This window comes from Streptomyces sp. NPDC001156 (genome assembly GCF_053598275.1).
In genome coordinates this window covers 84,385-97,472 of record NZ_JBSFJX010000021.1, presented here as the reverse complement: position 1 = coordinate 97,472, position 13,088 = coordinate 84,385, and the positions used below count along the sequence as shown (strand labels likewise).

Below are 13,088 nucleotides of genomic sequence, written 5' to 3'. Positions count from 1 at the left end.
CCCACGACCAGCCAGAACTACACCATCCACACCGCCATCACGTTCTTCGAGCACGGGCTCGCGAACCGCTCACGGAAGTAAACGCAACGGTGTTGGCAACTAAGAAGATCGGCGATCAGCTCCACTCCCGTGGTCGAAAACTTGACCGGCAAGAGCTGAACGTTTGCCTCGGCGCCACACGCGGGACAGGGCAGTGTGGAGATCATGACCAGTAGCTTCCCGTCGTCGTCCCCATCGATGATCGAGACAAGACGGGCCCCGTCATCGGGCTCCTGAAGAGCACGCTCCTTGACGCTGTCGGGCAGGCCCTTGAATCGGCCCTCGAAGAGGTGCCGGGCCTGCCTGATCCGGATCTGTACGTTCCGCTCGATCTCGCTCCGCTGCTTGTCGACTGCCATGTTGACCATGCTTGTCCAATGGCCCCAGAACCCCTCTACCGAGAGGTCGACTTCCTTCAGCAGGAGCGCGACGGTCTCGGCGAGCGACGGCAGCAGAGCCTTCGCCTGATCACCGACAGTCGTGTGTGCCGTGCCGTTACGAAGGTCGATCAACTGATCAAGCTGAGCATCCTTCTTCGGGAGGACCTCCAGGCGCCGAAGCCGCTGTAGGGCCTCCTTGGCGCCGACGGTGCGGACCTGGTCCACATCCAGGTCAAGGTCGCCGCCGAAGTACAGCAGCATGTCCGAGTTGCCGTTGCGCATCTCGACCAGGTAGGCCGGGTTCCTCTTGATCAGGACGGCCTTGGCGAGTCGCTCGACGGCGACGCCGCCATGGAGGGCGAACTCGTCGTACTCGCTGCGTGCATGGTCCTCGATGGCCTTGCGCGCGGCCTTCCCGGCGCCCTTGAGGAGGCTCTCGAACGAGAGCGAATCGTCCATGAGGGGACGGTAGCGGCGCCTGTACTACAGGGCGATGGGTTTCATGGGCCTGGCCCCGGCCGGGGAGCCGGGGCTCTGGCAGGACTACTCAGAAACAGGTTGGGGTGGCTTACGGAGCAGGGGAACGGCTTCCAGTGCTCTCAGGAGCTCCTTGACCGCGGTTTCCGCCACCCTCACCACAGCGTCGGGCAGCCGAGCGTCCATGACGTCAATCCCGGCTGCCTCGACATGCTCGATGGTCACCAATGGCAGCTCGCACAGCGTGCACGTGTACCCGGCGTAGGACTCACGCCGTTCGACTGCTGAAGCGCGGTCGCTCTCCACCCCGTTTGTGAAGAGCATTACGGCGGCGTGCGGGTTTTCGCACGCGGGACAGACGACGTGGCCGACGGCGAACTGGCCATCTCGCTCGGTCGGGTACGTCAGACCCGTTAGCACGGCCCTGTCCGTGAGGGCCTGTACGGCTGCCGAGGGCAACCCGCGCGTCCGTTCTTTGAAGCGAAGGCGAGCCTGCTCAATGAGCCGCTTGACGTCGCGTTCAACCCTTTCGAGCTGATCGTTCAGTGAAATTTCGATCATGCGGTGCCGGTCGCCCCAGTAATCCACGGGGGCGATTCCGAGATGGGCCAGCAGGGTGTTGGTCGTGCGGCTGAACGTCGCCAGGACGTCCGCGCTGTCCAATGTGGTAGGCCCGAGGTGGACGACTCCGTTGCGCAGCTCGATCAGTTCGTCCAACTTCGAGTCATCCGTCAGCCACCCCGCCGACCGTATGCGTGCGAGAGCCGCCGAGACGCTGATGGTGCGGACCCGTTCCGAGTGCGGTCGGAGACCCGCGAAGTGCAGGAGCACATGGTCGTTCTTGGCGGCACCGGTCTCCATCAGCAGCACCGGGTTGGTCTTGGCCAGGGCCGCCTTCATCAGACGCTCGATACTGACGCCTGTGTGCAGGACGAACACCTCTTCGTCCCGGTCATGTGCTTGTAGCGCCAGCCCGGCAAACTTCTTCGCTCCGGCGAGCAGACTCTCGTACGAGAGCGAATCGTCCATGGATGGACGGTAACCGCCCCTGTACTACAGGTGCGATGGAATTTAAAAAGACCCGGCCCCAGGGCGAACCACACCCAGGAACTCCCGGGGCCGGGGGCCTGTGTCAGGAGCCGTGCGGGTGCGCCTCGTCCTCGTGGGGGTGCGCGTGGCCGTGCTCCTCGGCGGGGGCGAGCTGGGCCCGCAGGGAGGCGTTCTCGGCCTCCAGGACGGCCATACGGCGCCGGGTGAGGTGCAGCTCCAGGACGGTGTCCCGGTACTCCTCGACGAGCTGCTCAGGGGTCATCTGCATGGTGTTCTCCAAGGGTGTGGTTCGAGCCCGGATCAGGCCGGGGCGATGACGGTGACGGTGCCGGACGAGCCCCTGAACTTCAGGGCGCCGGACTCGACGTACAGATAGCCGCCGCCCACGGGGTTCGAGGCAGGAGCGGCGGTGGTGTTGGCCACGAGGATCACGTTCGTGCCGTCGTTCCACTGGGACGAGCCGATGTTGATCGTGCCCTTGGTGGCGTTGCTGGTGGACTGCAACGTCAGGGTGCCGCTGGCAGAGATGGATCCGCGCATCGTCGGGGCTCGGAAGGTGCCGCCGACAGTGAGCGAGAAGTCCGTGGCCAGGGTGCCCGCAGCAGACCGGTAGAGGTTGACGTCCCGGGACGCCGTGCCGTCGCCCCATTCGGTCTTGCCGTCGGCGAAGACGACGAAGCGCCGGTTGGCGTCACCGGTGACATTGGCCTGGAAGGCCCGCTCGGTGTTGGCCGACATCACGGCGTCGAAGGCCGCAGCAGAGCCGATCGTGGCCGAGGGCTGGGCCGAGAAGCCGTGGATGCCCGAGGTGCCCCAGGCGGCCGCCCACCGGGCGCTCTTGGCCGACGGGGCGCCGTTGGTGATCTGGCCGTCCGAGCGCTGGATGAACAGGGGCGTTCCGAGCTGGGTTCCGTCGTCGGCGCAGCGGATGATCTGGAAGTTCGTGCCCGCGTTGGAGCCGGACTCGGTGTCGGTGTTCGCCCGGATCTTCCAGCGGTCACCCGAGGCCAGCATGTCCGAGCTGATGGACAGCCGGATGTCCTTGACCTTGTCGTTCCCGCCGCCGACGCGCAGACAGGTGGTCTGACCTGCGTAGTCGCCGGTGGTGATGTTCTGGGCTCGGACGGAGAAGTCAGCCTGGTTGGTCCTGATGTTGGTGTAGTCGAGACCGATCGTCGTGGTGTCGATGCCGTTGCTCAGCTTCGACTGGTCGATGAACGGGATCTCCAGGCGGCCCTGGAGCGCACCGGTGGAGTCCGCGACCTCCAGCTCCCAGTGGCCGTGAATCGAGCCGTGGTCGTTCGCCTCGTAATGGGCTCCCTGCCAGACCACCGGCTTCCAGTTGATCCCCGAGGCCAGCGGGTCACGCAACGTCGCGTCATACCCGCCCTTCGAGTTCGAGGTTTGTACCGGGATGTAGAACGCCTGCATCGTCTTGGCGTCCGACCTCATGATGAAGTGCCGGATGTTCTCGCCGAAGCTGTAGTTGTTCGCTCGCTGGTACGAGTACAGGTTGAGCCGGCCAGTGGAGTCCGTGCCCGTGCCGTCGTCGTCCCCTCCCGCGTAGGAGGAGGAGATGGACAGGCCCGTGGCCGTGGCCGACCCGCCATAGCCCGCCGGAAGGTTGCTTGAGGCGTTGGGTGCAGAGCCGACACGCATGCTCTTACCGCTGACCAGCGCCCCGTTGACGTACTTCAGGTCGATGTCCCGGAGGGTCATCGCGCCTCCTTAGCTGTAGTAGCGCATGGCCTCGGAGACCGTGACCACCGGGATCCCGCGCGAGCTGATCGCGTCCATCAGGGTGTTGAAACCGGTCTGGCTGATCTCTGTCGAGTCGGCGGGCGTGCCCGTCACGATCTTGTGGAGGCAGAGGTTCAGCCAGTCGCCGTTGTTCAGGCAGCGGTCGAGCTTTCCTCCGGCAGTCGTCAGGGAGGACACCGTGACGCCGCCGATGCTGGTGCCGTCGTTGATGCCGGTGACGGCCTTCAGCCGGTACGGCATGGCCGCCGGGAAGGACTCGACGTTCTCGGAGATGATCGAGCGCGCCGAGGTGAAGTACCGGGCCGCGATGTGGTCGACCGGGACGCCGTCCGTGGTCTTGCCGAACTGGCCGCCCGGGTACGCGAAGTGCTCCGAGGTGAAGCCGTTCTGGACCATCCACGAGCGGAGCTTGCGGAAGTCGTCGGCCACGTCCCCTTCGGTCATCGTGGTGTACCGGGCCGCGTGAGCCGCCGTGCCGTAGGCGTGGCCGCCCATCTCCCAGCCGCTGAAGTCCTGCATGGACCGCATCTGGGTCGTGTTCAGGTACACCGCGCTGGAGCCGATGGCCTCGGCGATGTTGAACATCGAGCCGGAGAAGCCCAGGGCGTCCATCTTGGGTCGGGCGAGGTCGTACACCGAGGCGTACGAGTCGTCGAAGCTGATCGTGATGACGCCGTTGGGGAAGGTCTCCGTGGTGTCCGGGACCAGCTCCACGGCCTGGAGGTGGTACGTCACCGGGCCGGCTGCATCGTCGTAGCAGTTGACCTGCATGTCCGTGAAGCCGGAGCGGCTGCTCGGGGTGCCGCTGGCGTTCAGCGTGTACGTACCGCCGGAGGCCGTGACATCCGCCCAGTTGAGGTGGACCGTGACCCACTCGCCGCTCTGCACGTAGTTCGGGTTCACCCCGCTGTGGGTGTGCACCGTCCACCGGTAGAAGTTCGTGAAAGAGCTGGTTCCGATCAGGAACTCCAGGCGGTTCAGGTGCGTGACGTCGTCCACCTTGAGGATCAGGCGGACCAGCTTGCCCGTGAGGTCCATGGCGGGCCCGGCGAGCTTGCGGACCTGGGACTGGATGCCGTTCGCGGCCGTGGTGACCTTGAGGGCCTGGGTGCCGCGCACGAAGTCCGTGGTGTCGTTCACGTTCGAGCTGGCCGTGCCCGTGCCGCCCACGGTCCAGCCGTGGCCCGTCTGGAACTGCTGGGACCAGGTGGCCTTGCGGTAGGCGGGGCGCCGTCCAGAGGGCGTGAGCACCGGCAGCGCGAAGCTCCCGGCGGTGAGATGGCCCGTGACCACCAGGTCGCCTGTGACGGTGCCACCAGACCTCAGATCGGCCGTGGCGTCGAGCTTGTTGGTCTGAAGGTCCGTGATCGAGGCGCCGAGGTCAGTCGCCTGCATGAGGGTGCGGCCCCCGGCGAAGCCGAAGTCCAGGTACAGGTTCGTCACGCCGTCCGGCCCGTAGAAGCCGATCACCGAGTACGTGTCGGAGGTGACCTGGGTGATCGGGGTGCCCGCCAGATCGGTGAGGTCGGTGATCTGGGTACCGCCCACCCGGGCGTCCCAGGCAGTGCCGATCGAGCCGGGCTCCAGAACCAGCGAGGTGCCGGACTGCGAGACGGTGACGTCGGCCGGGGAGAGACCGAAGAGATGACGGGCCATGGCCCCTCCTTCGTTGTGCGGGTCGGGGTCAGGCGATCTCGTAGGTGCCGGTGATGGTCAGGCAGTCGTTCGCCCTGACGTTGAAGGGGTCGTTGGTCCACATGTTCCGGCTGTTGATCTTCGACGAGAGCGAGGTGCCGTCGGCCAGCGGAAACCTGATGCGGGAGATCTTGGTGGTGCCTTCGGTCGGGAAGACCATGGCCGTGCCGAGTGCCGACTGGCCGCCGTTGGCCTGGTCCTGGGTGAAGTTGACCGTGAACAGGTCACGGCTTTCGCCCCTGGTGGGGAAGGGCAGCGTGACGCCGATCGGGTCGGAGTACGCCGGGGGGTTACCGGTGGGGATGAGCTGGATCTTGATCCAGTAGAGGTTGCCGGACAGGCGCTTGTAGCGGCCGATGTTCTGGCTGCCGGAGCCCCAGTTGATGGTCGTGGCGCCCGCGCTCCACACTGGGGTGTAGGTCTTGGAGGCAGGGCCCTCGGCGATGCCCACGAAGTTCCAGGCCGCGCCGTCGCCCATGTAGATGTCCGTGCCGTTGACGACCTTGAGCTGGCCACGCACCGGCGCACGCATGTCTGCGGCGCCTGCGAGGACCACAGGACGGCCCAGGAAGTACCGGGTGTCGGTCACGTTCGACGGCGGCACGACGGACGCTCCAGCGGCCACCGTGACCTGCGCGAGCGGGATCTCCCAGGTGCCGTTCGTGGTCTGCGTCAGGGACGGGAAGCTCGTGCCGCCCGTCTTGTACTGCACCGTCGTGGAGTCGCCTGACGGGTCCCGGCGCAGGACGATCAGGTCCTTGCGGGCCGAGGCGCCACCGGAGTTGGTGGGGACGCTCACGTTCAGGGTTGCGTCGTTCTTGTAGTAGGTCCCCTGGACCCACGCCTCTCCGGCCGCGACCGACACGGTGGAGGCGTTGGAGCCGGTGACCTTCAGGTCCGTGCCCGTCTCGCTGGTGGCGAAGACGCCGTCCACCTGAACCATGCGGAACATCGAGGACCACTGGTCCTCCGTGGCGATCTGAGAGGAACCGAAGGGGAACGACGACTGCGCCATGGAGACCTCCTGGTCACGAGGGCTTGCGCGTTTCCAGGCGCCTCAGCCGGTTGAAGATGCGGGCGATGTACTGGAACTGCCGGGCCAGGACGTCCTGGTTGTTCGTGGAGTCCGAGGAGCCGATGACGGCCTTGGCGACGTATCCGCCCTGGGCGTCGAAGGTGATGTTGACCTCGCGGACCACCTCCGAGATGAAGTCGTCCCTCACCTGGCACGAGACCTGGTCGCCCACCGTGTAGTCCCGTCCGAACTGGAGGAGCGGCGTGTCGATGGGCGTCACGGTCAGGTTGCCCTGGGCCGCCCCGGAGGTCAGGGCCTCGTCGGCCGCCTGGTCCATCTGGGCCGTGAGGTCCACGGACGCGGTGTCGACGCTCGTCAGGTCCACGAACTGCTCGATCCACGCGCCGGGGAAGGCCGCGTCTGCCCGGGTGTACACCTTGACCACTCGGGGACTGGTGCCGCCTCCGGCGGTGACGACGGCCTTGGTGCAGGTCGGGGCCGTCACGGAGTACGAGGCGTCCAGGAGGTTGCCGAGCTTGAAGGAGAACTTCGCGGAGGCCGACAGGTCAGCCGGCTCGTAGACCTGGAACTGGAGGCTGGTCCCCACCTGGACGATCCGGAAGCCCAGCCCGGCCGTCTTGGCGATGTCCTGAAGGACGGCCAAGAGGTTGTCGAACTGGTTGACCTGCCTGGTGACGGCCGCCCCGTGACCACCGTCTGCGGCCAGCGTGAGGTTCGAGACCTTCCGGGCCGCCTGGGCGCCGGGCCCGATGTTGAGATTCACAAGGGTCCGCATGGCCGTCTCAGCCGCGACCCCGGAGACCTTGTACATCGGGTCCGTCTGGGCGCTGTCTGCGGCCGTCGGGGTGGGCCAGCAGGTCGCCCCGGCGAGGAGCGTCATGTCGTCGACCCCGTTGACCGTCAGCGTGCCGCTTCCGCCGTCGCCCGAGGACCAGTTCGGCTCCCGGATTGGGCCGGACATCAGCACGTTCGAACCCCTGCGGATCACCAGGCCGTTGCCGGGGATCAGGAAGTCCGCATTGGGTGAGGCCGCAGAGATGTTCAGGACGTACGCCCCGACGGCGTTGAACCGCGGAGTGATGGTCAGCGAGGTGAAGTCGCTGACCACCCCGAGGATGCGGAGGTTCTGATCCCGAACCTGGACGGTCACCGCGTCAGGGATGGGCATCTCCACCCCCTACGCGCTCAGGAAGCACGGCTGGTAGTCGACCTGGACCACGGTGCTGCTGGTGGCGCCGACCAGGGCCAGGGAGACGGCGTTCTCACCGGGCTCCAGCGCCCACAGATCCGAGCTGGTGGAGAGGTTGGGCCACCAGTTCGTCGTGCCGTTCAGGACGGCCGTCTGGACGCGTTCACGGGTGTCGACGACCAGGACGTCCGAGGAGCCGAGAGAGGCCGTCACAGAGAAGCTCAGGCCCGTCGTAGTGTTCGAGATGACCGCCGACGTGGCGGGCCCGTGGATCGTCCAGATCGGGAAGCTCTCGGCGTCGCCGGGGTTGTCGATCGTGGTGTTGCCGAGGACCTGGGAGTCCTGGACCTGCACCGGGAACTGCACCGGGAAGAAGTTCCCGCTGGCGCCGGTGGAGAAGGTCCTCATGATGTGATCGCCGAGCCAGTACGGACTGGGGCAGGAGAACGTCAGGCCGACGACCTGCCAGTGCAGGCCGGAGGAGTCCTGGCCCGTATCGCCCTCAAGGCCGGAGACGTAGTACGCCCCGATCGTCCGTGCTGATCCGTCGGCCTCGGTGACGGTCAGCATCCCCTCGCCCAGCTTCGGATGCAGGCTCGCCATGAAGGACCGCTTGCGGGCCAGGAAGCTGGCCCGGTCGGTGTCGAAGATGGCGATCGGGAGAAAGATCTCCCGGGCCTGGGCGCGGGTCCCCCGCAGGGCGTTGCCGTCGATCTGCGGGGACTCGTCGGTGTAGAAGTCGAACGAGGGAAGGTCCAGGCCCCGGACGCCGGGCTGGAGGAGCCAGCCGTTCTCCCAGTCGGACAGGAGCGTCGTGCGCCCCCGTCTGTCCGTCCAGGACAGGCTGGGCACCTCCATCGGGTCGATCGGTGGCGGGTTGATACCGCCGCCCGGGACCGACCCGGAGGGGGGTACGAAGATAGCCATGTATGCCCCTCCGGGTCAGGCGATGAGCGGGGAGTGGAGCGCTACGGTGTCTCGGAGGGCGTGCATGATGACCTGCCGAGTCGGCTTGTCCGTGACGTTCGCAGTGACGTTCGCGTAGTAGTGGGTGTCACCGCCTGTTCGGGCAGCCGGCTCGATGCCCACACCGCGCTGGACGGCTCCCGCCAGCTGGTTGGCGCTGGTGGCGATCGCCTGGTGCGTGGAGTCCAGGCCGCCCTTGAAGCCGAGGCCGGTGAACGCGCCGAGACGGAACATCACCCTGGACGGCGAGTGAATCTCCAGCGCGTGCTTGATCGCCTTCTGGATCGCCTTGGCCAGGTCGGACATCGACCTCTCGATGGACGCCTGCTGTGCCTTCAGGCCGGTCAGGAAGCCCTTGCCCGCCTGCTTGCCCGCGTCGTACAGGATGTCGGCGGCGTTGTTGCCGAAGGACGTGGCGGTCTTGTCGATCGCCGCCTGCGTGGAGTTGATCGACTTCAGCTGGGACGGGGTCGCCGCCACCAGAGCCGCCGCATACGCCGCTCCCTGATCCGGGCCCATCGCGATGATCTGCTGGATCAGGCCCTTGGACAGGCCCATCTTGACCAGCTTCGAGATGTTGCCGGAGAAGGTTTTCAGCTGCGCCAGGCGGACTAGCAAGCCGTTGAGGATCCCGCTCGCACCGAATCCGGCCCCGCTGTTGGGCAGGGACGCCAGGGACGCGAACTGCTGCGCCCCGGACCGGGTGTTGGCCGCGAACTGCTGAGCCGCAGCGATCTTCGCCGCGACGGCGTCCCGGGCCTTCGCCAGCTCCTTCAGCTTGCCCGCCTGCGTCGTCAGCATCTTGATCACACGGTCGTCCACGGTGGTCCGCACGCCCCGGAAGGCGTTCTGGATCGCCTGGACAACCCGGTCGGTAGCCGACTGGATCTGGGCTGTCGTGCCTTCCAGGCCCCGGATGAAGGAGATTCCGATCGCGGAGATGATCGACGTCTCCGACACCCGCTGACCGTTGAACAGCACCGTGTTCTTCGGCAGGGGCTTCTGCTTCTTGGTGGTGCCGCCCGACGCGAGGCGCGGAACCAGGCCGCCGGTGGCGAGTTTCTTCGCGTTGAAGACGCCCTGGTTGACCGCGTCCAGGAAGGCGACACCGTACTTCTTGACCGCCGCCGCCCGGATCACGTACTCGGTGTTGGAGACGTGAGCCATCGCGCCGGAGCCCATGAACGCCAGGATCGAGTCCGAGGTTCCGGTGCCGGGGCCCTGGATGTAGCCGCCGTGCGGGAACACCTGGACGTTGCCGCCCGAGGCGTAGCGCGGGATGAGGCCGCCGTTCCTCTTGTGCGGGCCCTGCGAGTAGTACTGCGCCGGGTTGATACCGGTCGCCCGCCCGTTGATCGTCACGGTGACGGTCTTGTCGTGCAGGCTGGCCAGTTCGCCCCGAGCCGCTCGGATCTTCCGTTCAAGGTCCGAGATTTCCGCGCGGATCGCAGCCCGGCGGGAGTCCGGCACGTGATCCAACCGGCCTTCAGCCGTCTTGAGCTTGGCCTGCAAGTCCGCCAGGTTTCCCCGGATCTTGGACTGCCGGGAGTCCGGCATCGCCGCCAGCTGACCCTTGGCGTTGTGGATCTTCGCCTCAAGGTCGGCGATGATCGCCCGAAGCTGAACCCGCTTCTCCGGCGGCAGGTTCTTGTCCGACAGCTGCTGCTTGGCCGTAGCGATCTGCTGCGTCCAGTTGGAGATGTTCAGCTTCAGCTGGCCAGAGTCCAGCTTCGGCCCCACCGACGCCGCGAAAGCGCTGGCCGCCGCATCCGCAGCACCCAGCTTCGAGTTGAAGTTTGCGGCGAACCCGTCGAACGCCTGCCGTGCAGCATGGATCTTGCCGCCGATACCCGGGAGCCATCCCCAGGCGTTGTCCGCAGCGGTGAGAACCGCTCCGAGCGCCGCGATGACCCCGGAGGCCATGATGTGGAAGGCATGCACGAGGATCGACAGCGAGTTGACGCCGACCCGGACCATGTCGATCACCACATTGGCGAAGACCCGGGCAGCTTCCTGGATCGCGATCTTGTTGTTGTTGATGGAGTCGGCCAGACTCGCGAGAGGCCCCTTGCCGCCACCGCCGACCGGCAGGAACGCCTCGATGATCGTCGCACCGAGATCCTTGAACGTCGGCGCCATGTCGGCGAAGACCATCCGCAGGCCGTGCAGACCCGCAGCAAGATCGTGCAGGAGCGGGGAAGCCTTGCGGAGCCCACTCGCCAGGAGGTCGAAGGCGGTCCCGGCCACATCGCCGAACAACTTCAGCGTCTGCTGCACGAACGGGCCCATCGCCTCGGACCATGCACCGGCGAACCGGCCGATCGAGGGCAGCAGCTTGGAGTTCAGCAGGTAGTCGAGCCCGTTGAGTACCTGGGAGGCACCCTTGATGCCCGGCTCCAGGCCCTTGAACAGGCTCGGAAGTCCCCTGCTCAGCAGTCCGCCGATCAGATTCTGGAAGCCGTCCAGGGTGGGTTTCGACTTGGCGCCGAAGTCCAGCAGGGACCGGGTCAGGGTGCCGAAGGAGCCGGCCAGACCGTTGACGAAGCCGACCCCGAGCTTGAAGTTCGTGTTCAGGGTCTTCTGGAACCCGGAGTCCTTGAGGGCCTTGCCCGCCTTGGCCGCCAGATCGCCGAAGCTGCCCGCGAGGCGGGTCATGTTGTCGCCGAGGATCTTGACGATCGGCGCGGCGCCCTTGACCAGCTTGGTGAAGCCGGGCAGGGCAGCCTTCTGGATCTCCTTGCCGATCGGCGCGAATTCCTTCTTGAGGCTGATGAGGTTCTCGGTGAACTTGCGCTGCTCCGGAGTCAGCTTCTGGAGGGCCTTCTCGTACTGCTTATGACCCTGCCCCGCCGCTTCCAGGGCCTTGCCGACACCGGAGAAGGCCAGCTTCAGGGTGCCCGCAGAGAGCGCAGCACCGGCCATCATGGGGACCGCAGCGCCGATCGCCGGGAGCAGGGACACACCCAGCACCACGGCGACGCCCTTGAGGGCGCCCATCAGGCCGATACCGCCAGCAGCCGCGCCAGCCCCACCGGAACCGGTGGAACCTCCCAGGGACCGGGTGGCCCCGTCAGCGAGGGTGCGCAGCCGGATCAGGGCGTTCTGGTTGTCGGTGCGGACGTGGATCGTGACGGTGTGGTTCTGCGTCAGATCCGCCATGCGCGCCCGGAACGCGGCAAGGGTCGCCGGATCCAGGTTGAGCCCCACGTTCACGTCGGGCAGGTTCCGCAGCCGGGGCTCCACCTCCGAGCGGAACGCCGTGGCGAAGTTCCGACCGGCGTTGCGCCCGGAGCGCAGGGCCTGTAGTTCCGCCTGGTCCAGGGATTCCTGAAGTCGGCGGTTGAGGCCGGAGAAGTCGAGCGCCGAGTTGATGGACCGGGTGAGGCTCTGCCCCAGATTCCGGCCCATCCGGTCCATGATCGGCGTCAGTTCGGCGTCCACCTGCGCGGCGAACCCCGAGACGTTGGGAACAATGGACGCTTCAACGCGGCCGACGTTGGTGGACATCGCCCCTCCGATTCAGTTACCGGTGGACGGCGCCTTTTCACCCGCTTCGCGGCGTGCCTGTTCGGCGACTCTCCGCAGGTGTTCTTCGCGGGCAGCCGCCAGCTTCTGTGCGTACTCGGTGTTCTGCTGCGCCCCGGGCTTCATGGAGTCGTAGAAGCGCCGTGCCTTGCGCGCTGCTTCGGCCTTGGCATGGGCCTCGGCTTCCCGGTCCTCCAGAGACCGCAGGTCCGGCATAGGCCACTGGGGGAATTCCGGGTATTTGCCCTGCATCTGGTTCCCGGCCCACATGATCCGGTTGCCGAAGTCGATGCGGGTGATCAGTTCCCGCAGCATGTAGTCCGTCTCGGTCCAGCGCCTGTAGTCGTGGTCTCCTACAAGGGCAGCCCTGGTCATCGAGCCGAGTGGGAGCGCCTGGTAGAACTCCCACAGCTCCAGCCACGACATGGAACCGGCGGTTCCGTCCTCGGTGAGGCGGTGGAACTCGTTGAGGGACCGCCCGGGGAAGTACCGGGCGATGTCCGCTCGCAGCTCGGAGGGGTGCTCCTCGATCACTCCGAGGAGCTGGAGGATTCCCCCTCACTCATCGCCTGCTCGTCGCCGCCGGTGACCAGTTCCACGATCGCGTTGAAGTGGCCGAGGGTGAGCTGCTCGCTCAACCGGTCGAACATGCCCTTGTCGTGGGCGACCTTGCGCAGGGTGGCGATCGAGAGGTCCAGCGCGGACTGAACCTCCGACAGCTCCGTCTCATCGTCGGAGTCGGTGATCGGGGCACCGCTGGTGAACTGCTTCACCAGGGGCAGCGGCCACCAGGTCTGGCGCAGGAAGCGGACGGTCTGTTCGTCACCGTCAGCGTCCTCGAAGACGACCTCGACGTACTTGTCGCCCTGGGCTTCCAGGATCTGAGCGTCGATGGTGGCCAGCTTGAGGCGCTTGCGGTTGGGACGGGACATGGGATTTTCTCCAGAATCTCGCGGGTCTTCGCGGGTCT

At 66.5% G+C, this 13,088-nt stretch carries 11 protein-coding genes; all 11 read right to left on the bottom strand.

All coding sequences use genetic code 11. The features are described from left to right. Positions 1–17 precede the first annotated feature (17 nt). The gene (locus ACWDA7_RS14145) at positions 18–878 is read right to left on the bottom strand and encodes a hypothetical protein (protein ID WP_450604421.1); all 861 of its coding nucleotides are present in this window, start codon (positions 876–878) and stop codon (positions 18–20) included. A gap of 84 nt (positions 879–962) precedes the next feature. Beyond that, complete coding sequence (locus ACWDA7_RS14140; protein ID WP_450604420.1) at positions 963–1,925, bottom strand: hypothetical protein; 963 nt, start codon at positions 1,923–1,925, stop codon at positions 963–965. A gap of 103 nt (positions 1,926–2,028) precedes the next feature. Beyond that, entirely contained in the window at positions 2,029–2,214 is a 186-nt protein-coding gene (locus ACWDA7_RS14135) for a hypothetical protein (RefSeq protein ID WP_450604419.1), read from the bottom strand. Positions 2,215–2,246: 32 nt separating this feature from the next. Next, the gene (locus tag ACWDA7_RS14130) at positions 2,247–3,665 is read right to left on the bottom strand and encodes a hypothetical protein (protein WP_450604418.1); all 1,419 of its coding nucleotides are present in this window, start codon (positions 3,663–3,665) and stop codon (positions 2,247–2,249) included. 9 nt (positions 3,666–3,674) lie between these two features. Continuing rightward, positions 3,675–5,363 (bottom strand): polysaccharide deacetylase family protein, encoded by a 1,689-nt coding sequence (locus tag ACWDA7_RS14125; protein WP_450604417.1) that lies wholly within the window; start codon positions 5,361–5,363, stop codon positions 3,675–3,677. A 28-nt stretch (positions 5,364–5,391) separates the two neighbouring features. Next, positions 5,392–6,417, bottom strand: coding sequence for a hypothetical protein (locus ACWDA7_RS14120; RefSeq protein WP_450604416.1), 1,026 nt, complete (start codon positions 6,415–6,417; stop codon positions 5,392–5,394). A gap of 13 nt (positions 6,418–6,430) precedes the next feature. Then, the gene (locus ACWDA7_RS14115; protein WP_450604414.1) at positions 6,431–7,606 is read right to left on the bottom strand and encodes a siphovirus ReqiPepy6 Gp37-like family protein; all 1,176 of its coding nucleotides are present in this window, start codon (positions 7,604–7,606) and stop codon (positions 6,431–6,433) included. Between the two features lie 9 nt (positions 7,607–7,615). Continuing rightward, on the bottom strand, positions 7,616–8,554 hold the full coding sequence (locus ACWDA7_RS14110) for a phage distal tail protein (protein ID WP_450604413.1): 939 nt from the start codon (positions 8,552–8,554) through the stop codon (positions 7,616–7,618). A gap of 15 nt (positions 8,555–8,569) precedes the next feature. Then, positions 8,570–12,100 carry a hypothetical protein gene (locus tag ACWDA7_RS14105; protein ID WP_450604412.1) on the bottom strand — a complete coding sequence of 1,177 codons (3,531 nt, stop codon included), beginning with the start codon at positions 12,098–12,100 and terminating at the stop codon, positions 8,570–8,572. A 12-nt stretch (positions 12,101–12,112) separates the two neighbouring features. Next, complete coding sequence (locus ACWDA7_RS14100; RefSeq protein WP_450604411.1) at positions 12,113–12,652, bottom strand: hypothetical protein; 540 nt, start codon at positions 12,650–12,652, stop codon at positions 12,113–12,115. Next, a complete protein-coding gene (locus tag ACWDA7_RS14095; protein ID WP_450604410.1) occupies positions 12,649–13,050 on the bottom strand; it encodes a hypothetical protein in 402 nt (133 codons plus the stop codon). The genes ACWDA7_RS14100 and ACWDA7_RS14095 overlap by 4 nt, the downstream gene beginning before the upstream one ends. Between the last annotated feature and the right edge of the window lie 38 nt (positions 13,051–13,088).

Bases quoted from the DNA above. Each gene is read 5' to 3' on its own strand.
- ACWDA7_RS14105 (WP_450604412.1), bottom strand. From the start codon at position 12,100: ATGTCCACCAACGTCGGCCGCGTTGAAGCGTCCATTGTTCCCAACGTC.
- ACWDA7_RS14130 (WP_450604418.1), bottom strand. From the start codon at position 3,665: ATGACCCTCCGGGACATCGACCTGAAGTACGTCAACGGGGCGCTGGTC.
- ACWDA7_RS14135 (WP_450604419.1), bottom strand. From the start codon at position 2,214: ATGCAGATGACCCCTGAGCAGCTCGTCGAGGAGTACCGGGACACCGTC.
- ACWDA7_RS14140 (WP_450604420.1), bottom strand. From the start codon at position 1,925: ATGGACGATTCGCTCTCGTACGAGAGTCTGCTCGCCGGAGCGAAGAAG.
- ACWDA7_RS14145 (WP_450604421.1), bottom strand. From the start codon at position 878: ATGGACGATTCGCTCTCGTTCGAGAGCCTCCTCAAGGGCGCCGGGAAG.
- ACWDA7_RS14120 (WP_450604416.1), bottom strand. From the start codon at position 6,417: ATGGCGCAGTCGTCGTTCCCCTTCGGTTCCTCTCAGATCGCCACGGAG.
- ACWDA7_RS14125 (WP_450604417.1), bottom strand. From the start codon at position 5,363: ATGGCCCGTCATCTCTTCGGTCTCTCCCCGGCCGACGTCACCGTCTCG.
- ACWDA7_RS14115 (WP_450604414.1), bottom strand. From the start codon at position 7,606: ATGCCCATCCCTGACGCGGTGACCGTCCAGGTTCGGGATCAGAACCTC.
- ACWDA7_RS14110 (WP_450604413.1), bottom strand. From the start codon at position 8,554: ATGGCTATCTTCGTACCCCCCTCCGGGTCGGTCCCGGGCGGCGGTATC.
- ACWDA7_RS14095 (WP_450604410.1), bottom strand. From the start codon at position 13,050: ATGTCCCGTCCCAACCGCAAGCGCCTCAAGCTGGCCACCATCGACGCT.